Source organism: Streptomyces sp. NPDC039736 (assembly GCF_055596485.1).
Window position 1 is genome coordinate 96959 of sequence record NZ_JBVIUQ010000001.1, and the last position, 23096, is coordinate 120054.

General features: G+C 72.9%; 17 protein-coding genes and 1 pseudogene. 9 read left to right on the forward strand and 9 right to left on the reverse strand.

Translation table 11 applies throughout. The features are described 5' to 3' along the window. Positions 1-22: 22 nt before the first annotated feature. The 7 genes from ACZ56L_RS00410 to ACZ56L_RS00440 form a co-directional block, all read right to left on the reverse strand. On the reverse strand, positions 23-1279 hold the full coding sequence (locus ACZ56L_RS00410) for a beta-ketoacyl-[acyl-carrier-protein] synthase family protein (RefSeq protein WP_468683558.1): 1257 nt from the start codon (positions 1277-1279) through the stop codon (positions 23-25). Further along, positions 1279-1518 (reverse strand): acyl carrier protein, encoded by a 240-nt coding sequence (locus ACZ56L_RS00415; RefSeq protein WP_345217379.1) that lies wholly within the window; start codon positions 1516-1518, stop codon positions 1279-1281. The genes ACZ56L_RS00410 and ACZ56L_RS00415 overlap by 1 nt, the downstream gene beginning before the upstream one ends. A gap of 89 nt (positions 1519-1607) precedes the next feature. Continuing rightward, on the reverse strand, positions 1608-2138 hold the full coding sequence (locus tag ACZ56L_RS00420) for a hypothetical protein (protein WP_468683557.1): 531 nt from the start codon (positions 2136-2138) through the stop codon (positions 1608-1610). After that, on the reverse strand, positions 2138-2647 hold the full coding sequence (locus ACZ56L_RS00425) for a type II toxin-antitoxin system RatA family toxin (RefSeq protein ID WP_345217383.1): 510 nt from the start codon (positions 2645-2647) through the stop codon (positions 2138-2140). Before ACZ56L_RS00425 ends, ACZ56L_RS00420 begins: the two co-directional genes overlap by 1 nt. Further along, positions 2640-4013, reverse strand: coding sequence for an aspartate aminotransferase family protein (locus ACZ56L_RS00430; protein ID WP_471059951.1), 1374 nt, complete (start codon positions 4011-4013; stop codon positions 2640-2642). The genes ACZ56L_RS00425 and ACZ56L_RS00430 overlap by 8 nt, the downstream gene beginning before the upstream one ends. A 10-nt stretch (positions 4014-4023) precedes the next feature. Beyond that, the gene (locus tag ACZ56L_RS00435) at positions 4024-5157 is read right to left on the reverse strand and encodes an acyl-CoA dehydrogenase family protein (protein ID WP_468683552.1); all 1134 of its coding nucleotides are present in this window, start codon (positions 5155-5157) and stop codon (positions 4024-4026) included. A 59-nt stretch (positions 5158-5216) separates the two neighbouring features. Then, a complete protein-coding gene (locus ACZ56L_RS00440) occupies positions 5217-6911 on the reverse strand; it encodes an aldehyde dehydrogenase family protein (protein ID WP_471059956.1) in 1695 nt (564 codons plus the stop codon). 203 nt (positions 6912-7114) lie between these two features. On the opposite strand from ACZ56L_RS00440, the gene ACZ56L_RS00445 reads away from it, so the two are divergent. After that, complete coding sequence (locus tag ACZ56L_RS00445; protein ID WP_471059959.1) at positions 7115-8113, forward strand: bifunctional lysylphosphatidylglycerol flippase/synthetase MprF; 999 nt, start codon at positions 7115-7117, stop codon at positions 8111-8113. Positions 8114-8260: 147 nt separating this feature from the next. Here the strand turns inward: ACZ56L_RS00445 and ACZ56L_RS00450 are convergent. Beyond that, positions 8261-8610: pseudogene (locus ACZ56L_RS00450) on the reverse strand (recombinase RecQ); the annotation flags it as partial. 104 nt (positions 8611-8714) lie between these two features. Between ACZ56L_RS00450 and ACZ56L_RS00455 the strand changes: the two are divergent. From ACZ56L_RS00455 to ACZ56L_RS00485, 7 genes are all read left to right on the forward strand, one after another. Then, positions 8715-10223: a DUF4192 domain-containing protein gene (locus tag ACZ56L_RS00455; RefSeq protein WP_471059962.1), complete on the forward strand. Its 1509-nt coding sequence runs from the start codon at positions 8715-8717 to the stop codon at positions 10221-10223. A gap of 122 nt (positions 10224-10345) precedes the next feature. Further along, positions 10346-12373, forward strand: a complete 2028-nt coding sequence (locus ACZ56L_RS00460; RefSeq protein WP_471059964.1) for a glycogen debranching N-terminal domain-containing protein — start codon at positions 10346-10348, stop codon at positions 12371-12373. A 99-nt stretch (positions 12374-12472) separates the two neighbouring features. Further along, positions 12473-13330: an NUDIX hydrolase gene (locus ACZ56L_RS00465; protein ID WP_471059967.1), complete on the forward strand. Its 858-nt coding sequence runs from the start codon at positions 12473-12475 to the stop codon at positions 13328-13330. A 180-nt stretch (positions 13331-13510) separates the two neighbouring features. Then, the gene (locus ACZ56L_RS00470) at positions 13511-15496 is read left to right on the forward strand and encodes an ATP-binding cassette domain-containing protein (protein WP_471059970.1); all 1986 of its coding nucleotides are present in this window, start codon (positions 13511-13513) and stop codon (positions 15494-15496) included. A gap of 160 nt (positions 15497-15656) precedes the next feature. Next, on the forward strand, positions 15657-16544 hold the full coding sequence (locus ACZ56L_RS00475) for a FadR/GntR family transcriptional regulator (protein ID WP_345217402.1): 888 nt from the start codon (positions 15657-15659) through the stop codon (positions 16542-16544). 470 nt (positions 16545-17014) lie between these two features. Continuing rightward, a complete protein-coding gene (locus tag ACZ56L_RS00480; RefSeq protein ID WP_471059973.1) occupies positions 17015-18589 on the forward strand; it encodes an RNA polymerase sigma factor in 1575 nt (524 codons plus the stop codon). A 174-nt stretch (positions 18590-18763) separates the two neighbouring features. Beyond that, on the forward strand, positions 18764-19594 hold the full coding sequence (locus ACZ56L_RS00485; RefSeq protein WP_345217407.1) for a S1 family peptidase: 831 nt from the start codon (positions 18764-18766) through the stop codon (positions 19592-19594). A 664-nt stretch (positions 19595-20258) separates the two neighbouring features. Here the strand turns inward: ACZ56L_RS00485 and ACZ56L_RS00490 are convergent. Next, positions 20259-20489: a DUF7455 domain-containing protein gene (locus ACZ56L_RS00490; protein WP_345217410.1), complete on the reverse strand. Its 231-nt coding sequence runs from the start codon at positions 20487-20489 to the stop codon at positions 20259-20261. A gap of 450 nt (positions 20490-20939) precedes the next feature. On the opposite strand from ACZ56L_RS00490, the gene ACZ56L_RS00495 reads away from it, so the two are divergent. Continuing rightward, complete coding sequence (locus tag ACZ56L_RS00495) at positions 20940-23057, forward strand: DNA gyrase/topoisomerase IV subunit B (protein ID WP_345217412.1); 2118 nt, start codon at positions 20940-20942, stop codon at positions 23055-23057. Positions 23058-23096 lie beyond the last annotated feature (39 nt).

Genomic DNA, 23096 nt, shown 5'->3' on the forward strand with positions numbered 1-23096 from the left:
GGCCCAAAAGGTCATGTACTCGTCAGGCTCGGGTGAGCAACAGTACCGCGTTCTGCCCGCCGAACCCGAAGGAGTTGCTGACGACCACCTCCACCGGGCCCTCCCGGCCGGCCTTGGCCACCACGTCGAGGTCGATCTCGGGATCGAGGCTCTCCAGGTTCGCGGTGGGCGGGACGAACCCCTCCTCCAGGGTGAGCGCGGACACCGCCGCCTCGATCGCCCCCGCCGCCGACAGCGAGTGCCCCGTCACGCCCTTGACCGAGGTGACCGAGGGCCGCTGCCCGAGCACCTCCCTGATCAGCCGCGCCTCGGTGGCGTCGTTGATGGCGGTGGCGGTGCCGTGGGCGTTGACGTGGTCCACCTCGTCGGGCCCGATCCCGGCGTCGCGCAGCGCCGCCCGCAGGGCGAGCGCGGCACCCGTGCACTCCGGGTCGGGGGCGGTCGCGTGGAAGGCGTCGGCGGAGGCTCCGTACCCGCTGACCATCGCCCGCACGCGCGCGCCGCGGGCCCGCGCGTCCTCGGCCCGCTCCAGCACCAGGACCGCGGCGCCCTCCGCGGCCACGAAGCCGTCCCGGTCCGCGTCGAAGGGGCGGGAGGCGGAGCGGATGTCGTGACCGCGCCGGGACAGGGCGCCCATCTGGCTGAAGCCCGCGACCAGCGAGGGCGTCAGCGGAGCCTCCGCGCCACCGGTGAGGACCACGTCGCAGGCGCCCGAGCGCAGCAGGTCCCGCGCGGTCCCGACGGCGGTCGTGCCCGAGGCGCAGGCCGTCGCGGTGACCAGCGAGGGGCCCCGCGCGCCGAACTCCATCGAGACGTACCCCGCCGTCATGTTCGCCGACAGCATCGGGATGAGCCGGGGCGAGACCCGGCGCGCTCCCGATTCGAGGAGCCGCCGGTGCTGGGTCTCCCAGGTCTGCGCGCCGCCGATGCCGTTGCCCAGCACCACGCCGACGCGGGCGCCGTCCCAGTCCTGCGGGTCGAGCCCGGAGTCGGCCACCGCCTCCAGCGCGGCGGCCAGCACCAGTTGGCTGGAGCGGTCGAGCTGCAGGACCCTGCGGCGGCCGAGTACGGCCGCCGGGTCGAAGCCCGGCACCCGGCAGGCGAAGTCGGTCGTCACACCGGCGAGTTCGGGCACCGTGACGGCCTCGGTCGCGGCCCCCTCGCGGATGCGCGCCCAGGAGGGGCCGGTGCCGACTCCGGCGGGCGTCATCATGCCGAGCCCGGTGATCGCCGCGTCGAACCGGGCGGGCCGTCCCGCCGCGTCGCTGCGCGGGCGCATCAGGCGGCTTCCGCCTTCTGCTCCAGCACCCGGGCCGCGTCGGCCAGGGTCGAGTCGGGGCCGACCTCCTTCTCGGAGAGCTTCACCCCGAACTCCTCCTCGGCCGCCACGGTCAGCTCGACCATGGCCAGTGAGTCCATCTCCAGGTGGGAGAAGGTGTCGGAGGGGCTCAACTCGTGCGGCTCCAGGCCGAACCCCTCGGCCAGCAGCTTGGTCAGACGGTCGTAGACGTTGCTCATGGGTGCTCCCGGTGTGGTGGCGCGGGCCCGGCCGGGCCCGCGCGGAGAGGAAGACGCGAAGGACGAGGAGGGCGGGACGGAAACGCCGCTCAGTGGACCGCCGCTGTGCCGCCGGCCGCGGCGGTGCCCGTGGCGGCGCCCGCGGTCACGTCCGCGCCGTCGTGCCCGCCGGAGTGCCCGCCGCTCTCGTAGCGCGCGCGGAAGGCGGTGTACGCGGGGTGGGCCTCGGGCTCGAAGCGCGGCGCGAACGGCTTGAGGAAGTTGCCGAACAGGGCACGGTCGCCGAACAGGTGGATCGGCACGACCAGCAGGGCCCACTCGGCGCCGAACAGCCAGATCCAGGCCAGTACGACCAGCCCCTGGGTGACCAGGCTGTGCATCACGTTGTAGAGGACGTAGTAGACCTTGGGGATCCGCTTGTCGGGGCTGCGGTGGTGGGCGAGGGCCCCCGGCAGGTAGCCGATCAGGTCGATGTAGAGGAAGAGCCCGATCGCCGGCAGCCAGCGGACCTCGTCGAGGTGGGCGAAGAACAGGACCGCCGAGACCACGAGACCCAGCCCGTACTCCAGCCGGATCAGCCGGTAGGTGGTGGGCGTGTCGAAGAGGTTCCGGCCGTCCATCAGCCGAGTACCGGGGCGGCCTGCGCCGTGCTCCCCGCCTCCGCGACGGCACGCGCCACGGCCTCGTCGCCCTCCACCCGCGCGCTGCCGAAGAGGCCGACGACGACCCGGGCGATGGTCTCCTTGAAGACCCGCTGGGCCACCGGGTCCAGGATGCCGGCCAGGCTCGGGATGCCGAAGTCGAAGTCGGCGGAGAAGGCGATCAGGGTGTCGGGGCCGTCGGCGCTGACCCGCCAGGTGCCGGAGAACTCGGCGAAGTCGCCGTCGATCTGCTCGAAGGAGATCACCAGCGTCTCCCGGTCGAAGCGGTCGGCCTCCGTCCACCGCAGGATGCCGTTGCGGAAGTAGACCTCCCACTCACTGGTCTCCTCCGCGGCGGAGAGCTCGTGGACGGTCACGCTGCGGACCACCTCGGTGAACTCCGGGTACCGCGCGAAGTCGTGGACGCGGTCGAAGGCGGCCTCGGGGGCGGTGCCTTCGACGCGGAGGAGTACGGATGCGTTACGCATGGTGTCGGCTGCTTCCTGCGGAGGGCTCGGCGGAGCGGGTGGGGGCGTCGGGCACGGCGGACGCGGGGGCGTAGCGGCGCGCCTGCGCGCGGCAGGCCCGGTCGAACGCCTCGTACAGGTGGTCCAGTTCGCCGCGCTCCAGGATCGCGGGCGGTGTCAGACGCAGTACGAGGTGCGAGTTGAGGGAGTGGTTGGCGATGATCCCGTGGGCGATGAGCTCGATGAGCAGGTCGCCGGCCGGACCCGGTTCGGCGAACTCGATGCCCATCAGCAGCCCGCGCCCGCGGACCTCGCGGACCGCGTCGCCGTAGTGCGACAGCGCGATCCGCCGCAGTTGCGGGAGCATCTCCTCGCCGAGCGCCCGGGACCGTTCGACCAGGTCGTCCTCCTGGATCGCGGCGAGGGCGCCACGGGCGGCGGCCATCGCGAGCGGGGCGCCGGAGAAGGTCGAGGTGTGCAGGTAGGGGTCGCGGTCGAAGACCGAGAACACCTCCCGGGTGGCCACCACCGCCGACACCGGGACGACTCCGCCGCTGAGCCCCTTGCCGACGAGCAGGATGTCGGGGCTCACGCCCTCGCGGTCCGCTCCCCACCAGGTGCCCAGCCGGCCGAGGCCGGTCTGGATCTCGTCCAGCACCAGGAGCGCGCCGTGCCGGTCGCAGGCCTCGCGCACCGCGCGCAGGTAGCCGTCCGGCGGCAGGACCACCCCGGCCTCGCCCTGCACCGGCTCCACGAAGACGCACGCCTCGCCCGGCATCGTGGCCAGGACGTCCTCCAGGGCCCGCGCGTCGCCGAACGGCACGTGCGCGGTGTCCTGGAGCAGGGGCTCGAAGGGGGTGCGGAAGACGTCGTTGCCGGTCAGGCTGAGCGCGCCGACGGTCTTGCCGTGGTAGCCGTTGACGGTGGCCACCAGACGGCGGCGGCCCTTGGTGCGGGCGAGCTTGAGCGCGGTCTCCGTCGCCTCGGCGCCCGATCCGGCGAAGTGGACCCGGGACAGGCCCGCCGGGGTGACGGCGGTGAGGGCCTCGGCGGCGAGCGCCGCCTGCGGCTCCAGGAAGAGCCGGGTGGAGATCGGGTGCGAGTGCAGCTGCTCGGAGACGTGCCGTACCACCGTGGGGTGGCGCGCTCCCATCAGGAAGACGCCGTAGCCGCCGCAGTTCAGGAACCGCTCGCCCTCGGCGGTGGTGACCCACGCGCCCTGGGAGGACACCTCGACGTGGCCGCCGAACATCTCGCCGAGGGTGGCCCGCCCGCGGTTCATGTGCTCCCGGTAGAGGCGTCCCAGCTCCTCCCGGCCGGGGATGCGGCGGCCGGGGGCGTCAGGGGCGGCGGGCCCGGGGGAATGAGTGAGGGGTGTGGTCGTCATGGGGTGCTCCTCAGGCCAGACGCAGCGGTTCGCCCGCCACGTGTGCCAGGTAGGGGCCGGTGAAGGCGGAACGGGACGGCGGGTGGAAACCGAGCCCGTGGGAAGCCGCGGCGACGATCGCCACGTCGGACGCGCTCATGTACGCGGTGCCGCCGAGCAGTTCGACGGCCTGGTCGCGGGCGGCGGCCAGCGCGTCCTGCGCGGCGTACCGGGCGACCAGCGCCTGCGCGAGGTGCTCGTTGCCCCGCTCGCCGTCGCGCACCCGGCGGGCCACGCCCTCCAGGAGCTGGGCGGCGGTCTCCAGCGACACCAGGGCCCGCAGCCGGTCCGACTCGCTGCCCCTGCCCGTGTCGACGGCGCGCTCGACCAGGCCGCTGACCATGCCCAGGTAGCAGCCGGAGATGAGCAGTTCGAACCAGATCAGTCCGACGGTCTGCAGCTCGTCGAGCTCGCCCGGCTCGGCGTCGTTGGGCATCAGCAGTTGTTCGTCCACGAAGACGTCCGTCAGCCGGACCTCGTCGCTCTCCGCGCCCGCCAGCGCCTGACTGGCCCAGAACGGGTGCGTGGTGAGACCGGGGGTTTCCCGGGGGACCAGCAGTACGGCCATCCTGCTGCCGCCGTCGTCGGCGGGCAGCGCCACGCTGGCGGTGAGCAGGTCCATCGAGTGGGAGAGGCTGCACGGCTTCTTGGAGCCGTTGATCAGGTAGCCGCCCTCCGCCTTCACGGCGGACACGGTCGGCGACAGGATGCCCCGGCCGGGCCGCCCCTCGGCGAATCCGGAGGCGACCAGGAGGCGCTGTTCGGCCACCCCTTGGAGCAGTGCCCACTCCATGCCGCTGCTGCGCACGCTCGCCGCGAGGCTGAAGAGGGTGGCCACGGAGAAGTGGTGCATGGTCGTCGCGACCGCGAGCGACGGAGCGCGGGAGGCGATGGCCCGGGTGACGGCCAGTGCCTGGAGGGGGTCGGCGCCGAGCCCGCCGTACTCCTTCGGGATGACGAGTGCGGGGCCGCCGCATTCGCGGAAGTGCCGCAGGGCCGGGCTCTGCGGGACCTCCAGTTCGGTCAGGGTGTGGCCGGCGAGGCGGTCGAGCAGGCCGGGCAGGAAGGTCTCACAGGTGGCGCGGGCCGCGTCGAGTGGGCGCATTGCTCTCTTTCGGTACGTGGGCTGCTGTCTGCTCTCGGGTCACGCCGTCGGCGTACGGATCACGGGCGCGCGGACTCCGCCGCCGGGGCCGCCTCCCGCAGGGACTGCCAGGCGCCGAACACGGCGTCCCTCGGCCGCACCGATCCGTCGCTGACGCTCACGCCCTGGATGTGGGAGGTGCGCAGGATCGGGTAGTTGGCCTCGCCGTGCACTCCGCCGGTCAGTCCGGTGCCGCCGTGCGTCGGCAGGCCGGGCAGGAAGCCGATGTGCGAGTCGTTCACCTTGAGCAGTCCGCCCTTGGTGATCCGGGTGACGAAGTGCTCGACGGCCTCCGGGTCCTTGGCCCACACCGAGTTGCGCAGCCCGTACGGGTTGCTGTTGACGAAGTCCGTGAAACGTTCGAGCAGTACGGACTCCGGGGCGGGCTCCGCCGCGATCACCGGCAGCAGCGGGAAGAACGTCTCGTGCCGCACCGCCTGGATGCGCCGTGCCGCCTCCATGCCCCGGACCAGGACCACGGTGGGCTCCAGGAAGATGCCCGCGGTGTCCCGGGTGCCGTCGGCCTGCATGGCGTGACCGCCGCACACCAGTTCGGCGCCGCCGTCCAGGGCGTCCTGCAGGCACTCGAAGAACTTCTCGTTGCGCAGCACGGGCGTCAGCAGGACGTCCTCGTCGCGCACCGAACCGGCCTTGATCTCCCCGGCCTTGCGGGCCAGCAGCGCCACCAGCTCGTCGGCGGCGTCCGGGTGGGCCAGCACCTGGTTGGGGATCATGCACAGTTGTCCGGAGCCGAAGAAGCTCTCGGTCAGCGCCTCGGCGGCGTACTCCAGGTCGGCGTCCTTCCAGACCACCACGGCGTCGTTGCCGGCCAGTTCCAGGATCGGCTTCTTGCCCGCGGCCACGCACCGGTCCTGGAAGCGGATGCCGGCCTCGCTGCTGCCGAAGTACATGATGTCGTCGACCAGCGGGCTCTCCAGCCAGCTGTTGAGCACCGGAGCCGGGTCGCCGCAGACCGCGTTGAGGGTGCCGCGCGGTGCGCCCAGTTCCTCGAGCACCGGGGCGACGACCTCGTGCAGGACGTACATCACCCCGAGCGGGGCGCTCCGCGGAGCCCGTACGACCAGCGAGTTGCCCGCCATCATCGACGTCACGCCGAGCAGCGCGCTCGACAGCGGGGCGTTCTGCGGCGGATTGAGGCAGACCACGCCGTCGGGGCGGCGGCGCACCGACGTGCGGCGCGGACCCTGGGTCGTCTCGTGCAGCATCTGGCTGCGGTAGAAGTCCAGCGACTGGGGCGAGAAGCACTCCAGGGCGCCGGAGACCTGCCAGCGTGCCAGCGCCAGGGGGTGGCCCTCGCGCAGCAGGATGTCGATGGTGCGCTCGGCCGTCTCGGTCAGCCGCCTGTGCAGCAGTTCGCCGAACTGGTTCAGGCGCACGTCCAGGGGAAACGCGTTCCACTCGGCGGTCGCGCCGGCCGCGGCCCGCACGGCCTGCTCGACCGCCTCGCGGTCCGCCCTCGCCACCCGGCCCACGATGCTGCCGCCCGGCAGGTCCTCGGGGGCCAGCCTGCCGCTCTCCAGCTTCCGCTTGAGCGTCAGGCTGGCGAAGGCGTCCTGCAGCAACGCGTCCGAGTCGACCACGTAGACCCACCGGTCGCCCGGCACGCTCTTGCCGTCGATCAGCGAGGCGTAGCTCAGCAGTTCTGATCCGTCAGTGTGGTGCGGCGCCGGGGGCGCCGTACGGGCCCTGCTCACGCAGTTCCTCCGCTCACCCGTTTCCGGTCACGGAGACGGGAAGAATGTCCTAGGTGATGCCCTCGCACCGACTGTCACAGCCCCGCCTGAGAATCGGCGGAGATACCTCTGAGACGGCGGCCTCAGCCTGATGAAAGCCCCTTCGCGGAGCATGACGGCCCAGCACTTTCCGCAGGCTGTCCACGAGGGACCAGAGGTGACGGATGACCACGGCCAACCGGAAGACGGACCACGCCGAAGCGGCGAGGGTGCTCGGTGAGCACGCGGACAACCCCAGCGCCTTCCTCGCCCTGAACTCGGGCAACGGCTTCTTCACCGACCCGGGTTCACCCGGCCTCGTCGCCTACCGGGAGGCGGGCCGGTACCTGATCCAGTTCGGCGGCCCGTTCGCCCCCGAGGCCGGCCGCCCCGCGCTGCTGCGCGCCTTCCTTGACTTCGCCCGCACCCGTCGGCGCACCGTGGTGGCCGTCCAGCTCCAGCCGCACGACGCCCGGCTGTACGCCTCCAGCGGCTTCACGGTGAACCAGGTCGGCTCCTCCTACGCCGTCCGGCTGCCCGGACACACGCTGCGCGGCACGAAGTTCATGAAGCTGCGCAACAAGATCTCCAAGGCGCGCCGGAGCGGCCTGGAGGTGTCCGAGGTCGATTACGAGGAGCACAGGGCCGAGATCGCCGCGATCGACGCGGAGTGGCTCAGGTCGAAGGGGCGGCACGTCAAGGAGATCGAGTTCCTGGTCGGCGAGTGCGGCGGCCCGGCGCAGTCCGCTCGCCGGCTGCTGCTCGGCCGCTTGGAGGGCGCCCCGATCGGCTACATCTCGTACGCCCCCGCCTACGGGACGCACCCGGGCTGGCTGCACGACCTGAGCCGCCGCCGGGCGAGCGCGCCGCCCGGCGTGATGGAGGCGATGAACCTGCACGCGATGGACGCCTTCCGGGCGGAGGGCGCCGAGTGGCTGCACTTCGGTTTCACCCCGTTCGTCGGGCTCTCGCACGAACACGAGGTCACCGGCGCCAGTCGGCTCACGAGCCGCTTCATGCGCCTGCTCGCAGAGCGCGGTGACAAGGTGTACCCGTCGGCGAGCCAACTGGCGTACAAGGAGAAGTGGGGCCCGGACCTGGTGGTACCGGAATACCTGGCCTTCCACGGCCGGGCGTCCCTCCCCGCGATCTGGCAGATCCTGCGGGTCACCAAGTCCATCTGACCCCCGCGGGCTCCGGCCACCTCACCGCCGGGAACGGCAGGGGGCAGATCGAGGGCCGGAGCGAGGCCGGCGACGGGCAGCGGTGCGTCGTCCTCGAAGGCGAGACGGACACCGCACCCGGGGACGGTGCGCCGACGGCTGTCCCACCGGGCTCACCAGGAGAACGGCGACGGTGCCGTCGGCGACCTCGGCCCGGACGGTGTCCCACTCCTCGGGGTCGGAGGAGTTGACCGTGCGCGCCCGCACGGGCGCACGCCCGCACGGGCGGCGGCCTCGGCCTGGTCGCGCAGCAGGGCCGGCAGCGGGGAGACGGCCACGGTCGGCCCGCTGTCCCGCGCGCGCGGCAGCGAGGCCGCCACGAAGTGCACCGCGGACTTGCCCCGGCCGGTCCGCTGCACCACCGGCGCCCGGCGTTCGTCCGCGACGAGTGCCTCGACGGCCCGCCACCGGTCCTCCCGCAGCCGGGCCGGGCCGCTGGGGGTGGGCCATGCCCCCATGCAACCCGGTGGGACCGACAAAGCGCGAACGCTCCGCCCCGGGCTGTGGACAGAGTTATCCACAGGGGTTTTGGAGATCGGGTGGCACGTCGGAAAGTAGCGTCATGAACACGAACAGTGACGCAAGCGGAAATCGCGATCTCTCCCACGGCCCCACCGCCGACCTGTCCGCAGGCGTGGCGAAGGGCTCCGTCCCGGCCGTCACCGCCGCAGACGGAGTCGAAGAACAGCAGGTCACACTTCGCGGACCCGCCCAACTCGCCGACTGCCTCCCGTACTTGATGGGGTTCCATCCCTCCGACTCGGTGGTCCTGGTGGCCTTGCACGGCCGCCGCGGCAGGTTCGGCGGCAGGCTCCGCGTCGGCATTCCGAAGTCGCCCCAGGAATGGGCCCCGGTCGCCGCCCACCTCGCCGAATGCCTGCTGGCCAACAGCGAGCGGCACGGCCGCCGCCCCGACGGCGTCGTCGTCTTCCTCTGCCAGGACCCGGCGGAGGGGGAGAGCGGCCGGCAGGTCATGGAGCGGCTGCGCGCCTTCGCGCAACGCCTGCGCACCGCGTGCGGGGTCCTGGACGTGCCCGTGCTCGAAGCCCTCTGCATTTCCGACGGCCGCTTCTGGTCGTACTGCTGCCCCGACCGCCGCTGCTGCCCGCCCGAGGGAACGGGCCTCGCCCTGCCCGGTACGTCGGTGATGGCGGCGGCCGCGGCCTACGCGGGAATCCAGGTCCGCGGAACGCTGCGGGAGATGGAGGCCAGATTCGCTCCCCGCACCCACGTCCCCGAACACCTCCGCACGACGGTGAGCGCCCTCGACGACGCGGGCAGCGCGGTGATGCCCCGTCTGCTCACCCGGGCCGGCCGCGAACAGGTGGGCCGCGAGACCCTGGCCCTGGCCAGGACCCTGCTGCGCCGCCTGGGAAGCGCCGCGCCGCCGCGCGGGTCCTGGCAGGACGCCGACAGCGCCGACGACGCCCTGATCGACGACGTCGAAGCGGGCGCCGTCCTGCACGGCCTCCAGGACCGGGAGACCCGCGACCGGCTGGCGGAGTGGATGGAGGGCCCCGAGGCCGCCCCCGCGCTCAGGCTGTGGCGACTGCTCGCCCGCAGGTGTGTCGGCCCCTACGCCACCTACGCGGCCCCGCCCCTCACTCTCGCGGGCTGGGTCGCCTGGTCCACCGGCGACGAACCCGAGGGCCGCGTCGCCCTCGGCCTCGCCCTGGAGGCCGACCGCGACTACACCTTCGCCCAACTCCTCCACCAGGCCTGCAACGACGGCCTGGACCCGGAGAAGCTCCGCGCCTGCCTGCGCCGTGAACGCGCCGGACGCGCCGAGGGGCCGGTGCCGCACTCCTTGAAGGGCGCCCGGAGCGGCCCGGGCGGGCGCGGGGGCCGTACCTCCGTCGCGAGCCGTGCATCCGGCCCCGGCCGTACGTCCCTGGCGAACGCGCGACGGACCCTCCGTGCGGGAAGCGCGCGTACCACGACCCGGCCGCCGGGCGCCCGCACCAAGGACCGCCAGGTCGCGGGGGCCCGGGGCCGCCCGGCCCGGGGAACCGGAGCCGGGCGGCGCGAGGTGCCGCACCGCCCGCGACGCGGCACCCGGAGCGGACGATGAAGGCCCGGTGCCCGCTCGGCCGTGACCCCGCCGCCCACCGCGCCGTTCACCTGAGTGGCGGCACCGCTCGCACCGCGTCGCCACATCCGTCGCCACCCTCCGGAGCGCAGAGAAGGCACCGCATGGCCCTCACCGTCCCGCAGTCCTCCGCAGGCCGCGGCGCGCCGCCCACGCCCCGGCGCACCGCTCCGGCACCCGTCGGCGGACCCGTCGGCCGGGCCGCCGCCCTGCCCGCCACGCACGGGATGATCATCTGCGCGGACCTGCCGTCCCTGGCGCTCTCCGCGGACCACGGGCAGCTCACCGGGCACGGGTTCGACGGCTTCTACCAGTCGGGCCGCAGGCTGCTCTCCCGCTGCGTACTGCGCGTCGCGGGCCGCGAACCCATCGCCGTCCAGGGCCGCTCACTCACGGCCGACCGGGCCCGGTTCGTCGGCGTGGTCCGCACCCAGGGCGACGGCGGCCCCGACCCCGGGATCATGGTCGAGCGGGTACGGACCGCCGACGGCGTGGAGCGGATCACCCTGCGCAGCTCCGCCCCGCGCCCCCTGCGCGTCCCGGTCGAGATCACCCTCGGCACCGACCTCGCCGACCTGGGCGCCATCGGAGCCGGCCGCCCCGGCCCCGAACTGCCCGCCAGCGTCCACGACTCCGGCATGCGGTGGGCCGCGGGCCCCGCGCACTGCGTGGTGACGGCCGACCCGCCGCCGGGCGACGCGCTCGCCTCCGCCGGACTGCTGCGCTGGGAGATGGACCTGCCGCCCGGCGGCTCCCGCACCGTCGAACTGCGCGTACGCACCGACCGGCCCGTGCGCTCCGCGGGCAGGACCGGCGGCTGCCCGCTGCCCGAGGTGAGCGCCGAAGGAGACGATCCCCGGGTACGGGACCTGCTGCGCACCGCCGTCGAGGACCTCCGCTCGCTCCTGATGCGCGACCCCGCTCACCCCTCCGACGTCTACCCGGCCGCCGGCATCCCCTGGCGCTGCGGCCTCGCCCCGGCGGACGCCCTCTGGGCGGTGCGCATGGCGCTCCCCCTGGGCACCCGGCTCGCGGCGGCCACGCTGCGCACCCTCGCCCGCACCCAGGCCGGGGGCGACGGCCGCATCCCCGGCCCGTTCCGCGACGCGGGCCCGCACCTGCCGCCGGGCTGCACGGGCCTGGAGGCCACGCTCGCCTTCCCCGTGGTGCTCGCGGAGGCCCGCCGCTGGGGTCTGCCCGAAAGCGACCTCGCGGAACTGCTGCCCGCCGCCGAACGCTGTCTCGACTGGCTGCGCACCGCGCTGGGCGACGGTGTCTACCTGCGCGACCCCGGCCCCGTCGGGCTGCGCCGCGCCGAGACCCAGGCCCACGCCCACCGGGCCGCGCTGCTCGGCGCGGACCTCCTGGAGTCCTGCGGCCGGCCGGGAGCCGCCCACTGGCGGGACCGGGCCGCCGACCTGCGCCGCGCCTTCCGGGAGGACTTCTGGATCGAGGACCGCGCGGGCGGCCGCCCCTGTGCCGCCCTGGCCGCCGACGGACGCCCCGTCCCGCACCTCGGCAGCTCCACCGCACACCTCCTGGACACCGGGCTCCTGGGTGCCGGCCGCGCGGCCCCCGGGCTGCTCGACAAGGTCCAGACCGAGCAGTTGGCCCGTCTGCTGGGCGGCCCGTCCATGGACACGGGCTGGGGGTTGCGCGGCTTCGGCGCCAAGGAGGCCGGGCACAACCCCTTCGGTCACCGCAGCGGTGCGGTGCGGGTGCACGAGACGGCCGTCGCGGTCTCCGGACTGGCCGCGGCGGGATACGAGAGGGAGGCGGGCTCGCTGCTGCGCGGGCTGCTGGACGCCGCGCAGGCCTTCGGCCACCGGCTGCCGGAGATGTACGCGGGGGAGCAGCGCACCGCCGACAGCTCCCCGCTGCCGCATCCGGCGGCCTGCCGTCCGGCGGCGGTGTCCGCGGCGGCCGTGGTCCACCTGTGCGCCACCCTCGTGGGCATCCGTCCCGACGCCCCCGCCGGGACGGTCCGTCTGACGCCGCTCAACAGCGCCCCGCTGGGGGCCCTCCAGCTCTCCGGGCTGCGGGTCGCCGGCGAACCGTTCGCCGCCCGGGTCAGCCGGCTCGGCCTCGGCATGGTCGAGGAGGCCGCCGACGGCCTCCAGCTCGGGGTGTGACGCGTGACCGGCACGGGGAGGGCGACGGCCCGGGGCGCGGCGGACGGGCCGGCCCGCGAAGAGACTGTTTATCGTCAGGCAGACGACTATGATCGCCGCATGTCGCCCTACGATCCGTCGGCCTTTCCGCCCTTCGCCGTCACCGTGGATCTGGCCGTGCTCACGGTGCGTCGGCACGCGCTCTGCGCACTGGTCGTACGCCGTGGAGAGCCGCCGTTCCAGGGGCGGTGGGCGCTGCCCGGCGGCTTCGTCCGGAGGGACGAGGACCTCGCGACGGCGGCGGCCCGTGAACTGGCCGAGGAGACCGGCCTGATCGCCCTGTCCACCCGCACGGCTCCCTCCGCCCCCGCCGCGCACCCCGCCACGACGACCGGGGCCGCCGCACCGTCCGCGGCCGCCCCGACGGCGCCTCCCGCCCCGGCGCCCCCGGCCGCCCTCGGCAAGGGCGCCCACCTGGAACAGCTCGCCACCTACGGCGACCCCGCGCGCGACCCCCGGATGCGGGTCGTCAGCGTCGCCCACCTCGCACTCGCCCCCGACCTCCCCGCGCCCCGGGCGGGGGGCGACGCGCACAGCGCCCGCTGGGCCCCGGTGGAGGCGCTGCTCGGCCACGAGGACGCGTTCGGCGGCGACGAGGAGGCGGCCCCGCTCGCCTTCGACCACGCGCAGATCCTCGCCGACGGCGTCGAACGGGCCCGCTCGAAGATCGAGTACTCCTCACTCGCCACGGCCTTCTGCCCGCCCGAATTCACCGTCGGCGAGCTGCGCCGGGTCTACGAAGCGGTGTGGGGCGTGGCCCTCGACCCGCGCAACTTCCATCGCAAGGTGACGGGCACCCCCGGGTTCCTCGTCCCGTCGGGCGGGACGACGACCCGTCAGGGAGGACGCCCCGCGCAGCTGTTCAGGGCGGGCGGCGCGACCGTACTCAATCCGCCGATGCTGCGTCCCGAAGTCTGACCGGAGGCCACGTCGCGGACCCCGTTCCCGCCCCGGCCCGGACCTCCCGGGCCGGGGCCTCCGCAAAAAGTCCTAAATGTCGCGTTATCTTGCTGCGGTACCCGCCTCGGCCGCCGAGCGTTCCCTCCACCGCGGGGAGCCGTGGACGTCGCGGGAGCCGCACGAGACGCGAGGGAAGCGATGCTCCAGGCCATCGGACTCACCAGCACGCCGCGACGGGCCCGCCCGCCCGCCGTGGACGACCTGACCTTCGAGGCCCGTCCCGGCACCGTCACCGCCCTCCTCGGGGCCCCCGGCTCCGGGAAGACCACCGTCCTGCGCCTCATGCTCGGACTCGAACGGGGCCGAGGCGTCACGTACTTCCGCGGCCGCCCCCTGCACCGTGTCGCCCACCCGGCCCGCGAAGTGGGCGCCCTCCTCGGTGACGTCCCCGGCAACCCCTCGCGCACGGCCCGCGCGCAGCTCCGGATGCTCTGCGCCGCCGCCGGAGTGCCCGCCGCGCGCGCCGACTCCCTCCTGGACGTCGTCGGCCTCACCGGACTCGGCGGTCAGCGCCTGGGCAACCTCTCCCTGGGCATGGACCGCCGTCTGGGCCTCGCCTCCGCCCTGCTCGCCGACCCGCACACCCTCCTCCTCGACGAACCCGCGGCCGGGCTCTCCCCCCGGGACAGCAGTTGGCTGCACGGACTCCTGCGCTCCCACGCCGCGCACGGCGGCACCGTGCTGTACACCACCGACGACGCCAAGGAGGCCGCCCGCACCGCCGACCGCGTCGTCAGCCTGGACGAGGGCCGCCTCGTCGCCGACCAGGCCGCCGCCGACTTCGCCCGCACCCGGCTGCGCCCCCGCGTCGCCGTCCGCACCCCGCAGGCCGTCCGGCTCGGCGCGCTCCTCAGCAAGGAGGCCCGCGTCGCGCGGCGCTCGGTGGAAGTGGTCCCCGAGGAGGGCAACCGTCTGTCCGTGTACGGCAGCACCTGCGCGGAGGTCGGGGACACCGCCTTCCGGCACGGCGTTCCCGTGCACCAACTCGCGGACGAGACCGGAGACATGGGCCCGGGGCGCACCCCCGCGCAGCAGACGCCCGTCACACCCCGCGACGCGAGCCGCGCACGGCTCGCAGACGCCCGCCGCGCACCGTTGACCGGCGGGGACCGTGCACCGCTCGCAGACGGGAGCCGGGCGTCGCTGACAAGTGCGGGCCGTGCACCGCTCGCAGGCGAGAACCGCGCGCCGTCGACAGGTGCGGACCGTGCACCGTCCGTAGACGGGGGCCGCATTCCGCTGACCGGTGAGGGCCGCGCCCCACTCGCAGGGGACTTCGCAACTCCTCCTGCGACGAGCCCCGTTGCGGTGAGCCACCGCGACAGCACCCCCCTCCGCCCCCTCCGCGGCCCCCTGCGCCCCTTCCGCTACGAAGTGCTCCGCACCTTCAGCACCCGCAGCACCTTCCTCGTCGCCCTCACCTCCCTCGTCGCCTCCGCCGTCCTGTGCGTCCTCGCCGTGCACGCCGGCGGCAGCGGCGGCTCCCTGCCCGTCGCTCTCGCCGCGTGGCCCGCCCTGCTGCCCCTGCCGCCCGCCGCCTTCGCGGCCGGCCTGCTCGGCGCGCTCTCCTTCGGCGACGAGTTCCGCTACCCGGCACTCGCCGCCTCGCGCGGCACCTCGCCCCGCCACCTCGGGCTCCTCCTCGCCAAACTCGCGGTATCGGCCGGCCTCGCGCTGCTTCTCGCCGCCCTGACGGTCGGGGTGAACCTGCTCCTCGTACGCCTGTTGTACGGGGCCGGGGCGACGCCGCTTCCCGCTTCCGGCCTGCCCGGCAAGGCGGCGAGCTGGGCCGCGCTCAGCGTCGGGTGCGCCTGGGCGGGGGTGTTGGGCGCCGGGGTGTTCCGGGTCGCCACGGCGGGGCTTGCGGCCGTGCTCGCGGTGCCGGTGGCCGTCGCTCCCGTCGTCCAGCACCTGCTGAGCGGACCGGCAGCACGTTCGACGGTCGGACTCCCGGGCAGGCTGCGGGAGCTGACGTGGATCCGGATTCCGGCGGAGGCGGACCAGTGGCTGCTGGCCGCGATGCGGATCGTCGCCCAACCCGTCGGCACCGCACTGGCGTTGTCGCTTCCTGTACTCCTGTGCACATATCTGATCACGGACCTTCGCCGCAAGGCCCGTTGGTGATCGCATTCTGACGTCGAGACATCGATTCGCCCACAACTCCCCCTGGAGCACACGCTTCTGCCCGGCAAGGCGTCAATGGGGGAGAGGACGGTGATCACCCTTTCGTGTGCTTTTCACCAAAGACCTCAAGGGGCACGAGCAGGACGCCGACAACTCTTCCGTGAGTACCCTTGCGCACACCATGATGACCGCCGCCCGCTCCGTCGACACAGGTCTCGCCGGCCCCGGCGACCTCGACCGTTACCCCTTCGCAGAGGTGTCCGCCGCCGACCGGGTCGGACCCATCGGCTGGGACAGTCCCGAATCCGACCTGGGCCGGATCGGCCGCCGCGCGGCGGGCAACCGCGGCCGCGGCCTGCACGGCCAACTCGTCCAGCAGCTCGGCCAGATGATCGTCTCGGGCGACCTCGGCGCCGACCGCCCGCTGGTGCCGGAGGAGATCGGGCAGCGCTTCGAGGTGTCCCGCACCGTCGTCCGCGAGTCGTTGCGCGTTCTGGAGGCCAAGGGGCTGGTCAGCGCCCGCCCCAACGTGGGAACCCGGGTCCGGCCGGTCAGTGACTGGAACCTGCTCGACCCTGACATCATCGAATGGCGCGCCTTCGGACCCCAGCGCGACGACCAGCGTCGTGAACTGACCGAACTGCGCTGGACCATCGAGCCCCTCGCCGCCCGGCTGGCTGCCGGCCACGGGCGCGACGACGTGCAGCAGCGCCTGGGCGACATGGTCGACATCATGAGGCACGCCCTCGCCCAGGGCGACTCCCTGACCTTCTCCCGGGCCGATGCCGAATTCCACTCCCTGCTCATCCACCTCGCCGGCAACCGCATGCTGGAGCACCTCTCCGGTATCGTCTCCGCCGCCCTTCAGGTCTCCGGCGGGCCCATCGTCGGCTGCGACCGTCCCACTGATGTCTCCCTCTCCCACCACGCCCGGATCGCCGACGCGCTCGCCGCGGGCGACGGCTCGGGGGCCGAGGTCGCGATGCGTCAACTCCTCACCGTCCACCCGGAGGTGGAGCGCGTCGTTCCGGCTCCGCGCGAGCACTGACCCCCTTCGTCCCCGGCCGCTCCTCGCCCCGTACACCGTCAGCGGTTCCCCACGCCGTGTCCCGCGCGGCCGTACCCCCTCCGTGTCGCCGGACCCCCAGGGTTCGGCGACACGACTGTGGGGGCCCCTCCCCGGGCGGGAGTTCATCGCGGGCAACTGTGCGCCGCGGCCCGCCGCCGTGCCGCACATCGCCCGCGCGCCGCGCGCCGCACGCCTCCCGTGACTCGGTCCCTTCGCCCGTGCCACCGACCCGGACCGCGAAGATTGAGGCGTAACACTCCGTCGGATCCCGCGATGACCTAAGAGGTGACAGCCGAGGAGGGAATGCGGAGGCCGCTCGCGGCATCGCAGACGGTCCCAGGTTCTCGCCCGGTCCGCCGGTGCACCATCCCCAGCCGGTGGTCGTCGGCTCAGGCCCTCCAGCGGGCTCGGGGCCGGACGCCATTTCCATCGCTTTCGAGAGGTTGTTCGTGTCGGCCAGCACATCCCGTACGCTCCCGCCGGAGATCGCCGAGTCCGAGTCTGTGTTGGCGCTCATCGAGCGGGGAAAGGCTGATGGGCAGATCGCCGGCGACGACGTGCGTCGGGCCTTCGAGGCTGACCGGATTCCGCCGACCCAGTGGAAGAACGTCCTGCGCAGCCTCAACCAGATCCTTGAGGAAGAGGGTGTGATGCTGATGGTTGCCGCCGCGGAGCCGCCCAAGCGTGCCCGCAAGACCGTTGCGGAGAAGAGCCCGGCCCCCAGGAGTCCCGTCCAGCGGACCGTGCCCCGGACCTTCGCGGCAAGTACCGTCACGCCCAAGGCAGTTGCCGCCGCGGCTTCCGTCACGGGCCCCGGGGAAGCGCCCGCCGACGAGACTGCCGCTGCCGCCCCCGCGAAGAAAACCGCAACGAAGAGGACCACCGCCAAGAAGGCCGTGGCGAAGAAGACCATCACCCGGAAGACTGCGGCGAAGAAGACCGCCGCGCAGCAGGCCGGGACCGCGGACGGCGACGAGCCGGTTGAGGAGACCAAGGCCGGGACGGGCGACGGCGAGGAGAGCGCCGAGTCCGGTGAGTCCGGTGAATCGAAGGGCTTCGTCCTCTCCGACGACGACGAGGACGACGCGCCGGCGCAGCAGGTCGCGGTCGCGGGCGCCACCGCCGACCCGGTCAAGGACTACCTCAAGCAGATCGGCAAGGTCCCCCTGCTCAACGCCGAGCAGGAGGTGGAGCTCGCCAAGCGCATCGAGGCGGGTCTCTTTGCCGAGGACAAGCTCGCCAACTCCGACAAGCTCGCCCCCAAGCTCAAGCGCGAGCTGGAGATCATCGCCCAGGACGGCGGCCGCGCCAAGAACCACCTCCTGGAGGCCAACCTCCGCCTCGTCGTCTCCCTCGCCAAGCGCTACACCGGCCGCGGCATGCTCTTCCTGGACCTCATCCAGGAGGGCAACCTGGGCCTGATCCGCGCGGTCGAGAAGTTCGACTACACCAAGGGCTACAAGTTCTCGACGTACGCCACCTGGTGGATCCGGCAGGCGATCACCCGCGCGATGGCCGACCAGGCCCGCACCATCCGCATCCCGGTGCACATGGTCGAGGTCATCAACAAGCTGGCCCGCGTCCAGCGCCAGATGCTCCAGGACCTGGGCCGCGAGCCCACCCCGGAGGAGCTGGCCAAGGAACTCGACATGACCCCCGAGAAGGTCGTCGAGGTCCAGAAGTACGGCCGCGAGCCCATCTCGCTGCACACGCCGCTGGGCGAGGACGGCGACAGCGAGTTCGGCGACCTCATCGAGGACTCGGAGGCCGTGGTTCCGGCCGACGCGGTGAGTTTCACGCTTCTCCAGGAGCAACTGCACTCCGTCCTGGACACGCTTTCCGAGCGCGAGGCCGGTGTCGTGTCCATGCGCTTCGGCCTCACCGACGGCCAGCCCAAGACGCTGGACGAGATCGGCAAGGTCTACGGCGTGACGCGTGAGCGCATCCGCCAGATCGAGTCCAAGACGATGTCCAAGCTGCGTCACCCGTCGCGCTCGCAGGTGCTGCGCGACTACCTCGACTGAGCTGTTCGAGTTCGACTGGGCTGTTCGAGTCGGCCACCGGGCCCGGGTTCCGTCCGTTCGCACGCTCGTCCGTGTCGTACGGGACCTGGGCTCGCGGCGTGCCGTGCGGGTGCGGCCGGTACGGCACTGGATGACTCTGGGTGTGCACATCACACCCCTGAGTCAGGAGGACCTATGCGTCGCCCCATCACCAGATCGCTCACGGGGGCCCTCGCCCTCATTGCCGCAGTGGCCGGGCCGCCCCTGGCGGCGGCCGGCACGGCCGCCGCCGACGGCGTGATCATAGGGGGCCAGGCCGTGAAGGTGGCGGACAGTCCGTGGGTGGTGGCGGTGGCCAGCCGTGACCGGTTCGGCGGTATGCGGGCGGGGCAGTTCTGCGGCGGAGTGGTGGTGGCGCCGACCAAGGTGCTCACGGCCGCGCACTGCCTGGACAGGGACGTGCTCGGCGTGCGGCTGAGCGAGGTGCGGGACCTGAAGGTCATCGCCGGGCGCGAGGAACTGGGCGGCGCCGACGGTCGGGAGATCGCCGTGCGCAGTGCCTGGGTGAACCCGTCCTACGATCCGCGGTCGAACTCCGGCGACCTGGCGGTGCTGACCCTGGAGGAGGCGCTGCCCGCGGAGTCCGTGATCCGCACGGCCCCGGCGAACAGCCGCCTGACCGACCCGGGGACCGTCGCGTCGGTCTACGGCTGGGGCGACACCACGGGCCACGGGACGTACGCGTCCTCCCTGCGCTCCACCGAGGTGCAGGTACTGCCGGACGAGGCGTGCGCCCGGGCGTACCCCGGCAACCTCGACGGAGCGTATCTGCCGGCGACGATGCTGTGCGCGGGGGATCCCGAGGGCGGTCATGACGCCTGTCAGGGCGACAGCGGGGGGCCGCTGGTGGCGCGGGGGCGGCTGATCGGGCTGGTGTCGTGGGGGAGCGGGTGCGGGCAGGCGGAGAACCCGGGGGTGTACACGCGGATCCCGGCGCTGTCGGAGGTGCTGGCGGAGCAGATCTGACCCTCGCGCGCGGGGCTGAACGGGCGGCCCCTCGCCCAAGCGGGGGACGGCCGCCGTCCGTGCGGAGGGGCGGCCCGGGCGCATGACGACGCCGGGGCCTTCGGGGCGGGGACAGGCCTCCGGGGCGGACCCGGGGGCTTTCGGAGGGGACAGGGGCTTTCGGGGCGGGGCAGGGGCCGTGCACGGGCAACCGGGCGCGGCCCCACCTGCGTACCCGTCGGCGGGGCCGGCACTGCGCCCGGGGAGCGGCCCCTCTGGTGGCTGCCGCTGGACCGCTCCGCCCGGTGGCGGCTGCTCCGGGGGCGGGTCCAGGGCTCCGGGGAGGGGCTGAGGGCACTGGCGTGATGCCGGTCGGGGGACGGCCCTGGCGGGCCTGCCGCGGTGCGCTCGCCCGACCCAGGATTCCGGCCCTCGGCTCCGGGGCCCTGCCTCCGGCCTTGTTTCCGGGCTCCGCCCCCCGCTTCCGGCCCCCGGCCCCTTCCCGCGCGTTCCGGGGCCGTACCGGCCCATCACGTACCCGGCGACAGTCCGCCGCGCCCGCGCCCGCGCACGAGAACGGGCGGCTTCCCCCGCACACCCGGGGGAAGCCGCCCGTCGACCGTCCGTATGCGGTCCTCGGCTCGTCGTCGACGCTCTCAGGCGTCTCGTGGACGCTCTCAGGGCGTCAGTGTTCGTCGTCCTCGACGGACGAAGGCGTGACCGTCAGCCGGTCCGTCTCATCCTGTATTTCCGCGGCGATCTTCTTGAGCTCGGGCTCGAACTTGCGACCGTGGTGGGCGCAGAAGAGCAGTTCGCCGCCGCTGGCCAGGAGAACGCGCAGGTATGCCTGGGCGCCGCAGCGGTCGCATCGGTCAGCGGCCGTCAGGGGGCTCGCGGGGGTCAGAACAGTAGTCACGTCGCCTCTTCTCTAGCTCGACGAGCTGTCGTACCAGGGTCAACATCCAACCAGGCCGAAAACGTTCCCGCTCGTGGCTTTTTCTTGAAACTTCTTCCGAAGGTCTTCCGGAGTGGTTGTCTGTTGCCGGTTGGCGGCGAATGAGCCGTATTGCGTCGCTTTACGGTTTCGCGTTGCTGGCTTGTCTTGGTGGGGCGTCCCCCCGGCCGGATTGCCGGGTTGTTGATGAGGACGTGCCCGGAGCCTAAATGGTTCATGCCCGGAAGGGAACGTGACATGTGCTTCACTCCATCGAGGGATCGAACATGTGTACGCCACTGGACTAGCATGAGTTTTCCCGAGGGTGGCGTTACACCCGCTCTACCAGGCCCCGTTACCCTCTGAGCGGCGACAGACGCCGACCCCGTACCCCATCGGGGCCCATTTGAAATTCAGCGAGGAGCGAACCGCGTGACCGCCGATACGACCGTCCCGTCCACCGCACTGCTGAGCGGCGCGGACCGTGACGGTTCCAACTACACCGCGCGGCACCTGCTCGTCCTCGAAGGTCTTGAGGCGGTCCGCAAGCGCCCCGGCATGTACATCGGGTCCACCGACAGCCGCGGCCTGATGCACTGCCTCTGGGAGATCATCGACAACTCCGTCGACGAGGCCCTCGGCGGCTACTGCGACCGCATCGAGGTCATCCTCCACGAGGACGGCTCCGTCGAGGTCCAGGACAACGGCCGCGGCATCCCCGTCGACGTCGAGCCCAAGACGGGCCTGTCCGGCGTCGAGGTCGTCATGACCAAGCTGCACGCCGGCGGCAAGTTCGGCGGCGGCTCCTACGCCGCCTCCGGCGGTCTGCACGGCGTGGGCGCCTCCGTGGTGAACGCGCTCTCCGCCCGCCTGGACATCGAGGTGGACCGCAGCGTCACGCACTCGATCAGCTTCCGCCGCGGCGTCCCCGGCGCCTTCACCGGAGAGGGCCCCGACGCCCCCTTCGACCCCGGCAACGGGCTCCGCAGGGGCAAGCGCGTTCCCAAGGGCCGCACCGGCACCCGGGTGCGCTACTGGGCGGACCGGCAGATCTTCCTCAAGGACGCCAAGCTCTCCCTGGACACGCTCTACCAGCGCGCCCGGCAGACGGCCTTCCTGGTGCCGGGACTGACCATCGTCGTGCGCGACGAGCGGGACCTGGAGGGCGTCGGCAAGAGCGAGGAGACGTTTCGCTTCGACGGCGGCATCAGCGAGTTCTGCGAGTACCTCGCGCAGGACAAGGCGATCTGCGACGTCCTGCGGCTCACCGGCCAGGGCACCTTCAAGGAGACCGTCCCGGTCCTCGACGACCGCGGCCACATGACGCCCACCGAGGTCACCCGCGAGCTGTCCGTGGACATCGCGCTGCGCTGGGGCACCGGGTACGACACCACGGTCAAGTCCTTCGTCAACATCATCGCCACCCCCAAGGGCGGCACCCACGTCTCCGGCTTCGAGCGCTCCCTCACCAAGACGGTGAACGAGACGCTCCGCTCCGCCAAGCTGCTGCGCGTCGCCGAGGACGACGTCGTCAAGGACGACGCCATGGAGGGCCTCACGGCGGTCGTCACCGTACGGCTGGCCGAGCCGCAGTTCGAGGGCCAGACCAAGGAGGTGCTGGGCACCTCCGCCGCCAACCGCATCGTCGCCAACGTCGTCGCCAAGGAGCTCAAGGGCTTCCTGACCTCCACCAAGCGCGACGCCAAGGCGCAGGCCCGCTCGGTGATGGACAAGGTCGTCGCGGCCGCCAGGACCCGTATCGCGGCCCGCCAGCACAAGGACGCCCAGCGCCGGAAGACCGCCCTGGAGTCCTCGTCGCTGCCGGCGAAGCTCGCGGACTGCCGCAGTGACGACGTGGAGCGCAGCGAGCTCTTCATCGTCGAGGGGGACTCCGCGCTCGGCACGGCCAAGCTTGCCCGGAACTCCGAGTTCCAGGCACTCCTGCCGATCCGCGGCAAGATCCTCAACGTTCAGAAGGCGTCCGTCTCGGACATGCTGAAGAACGCCGAGTGCGGCGCGATCATCCAGGTCATAGGAGCGGGGTCCGGCCGGACCTTCGACATCGACGCCGCCCGCTACGGCAAGATCGTGCTCCTCGTCGACGCCGACGTCGACGGTGCGCACATCCGCATCCTGCTGCTGACGCTCTTCCAGCGGTACATGCGCCCGATGGTGGAGGCGGGGCGCGTGTTCGCGGCGGTCCCGCCGCTGCACCGGATCGAGCTGGTGCAGCCCAAGAAGGGCCAGGACAAGTACGTCTACACGTACTCGGACAACGAACTGCGCCAGACCCTGTTGGAGTACCAGCGCAAGAACATCCGGTACAAGGACGACATCCAGCGCTACAAGGGCCTCGGCGAGATGGACGCCGACCAGCTCGCGGAGACCACGCTGGACCCGCGGTTCCGTACGCTGCGCCGGATCAACATCGGTGACCTGGAGTCGGCCGAGGGCGTCTTCGACCTGCTCATGGGCAACGAGGTGGCGCCGCGCAAGGAGTTCATCACCAGCGCGGCGGCGACGCTGGACAGGTCGCGCATCGACGCCTGATCCGCGTATGCGGTGCGATCCGCGCGTGCGGTGGCGGAG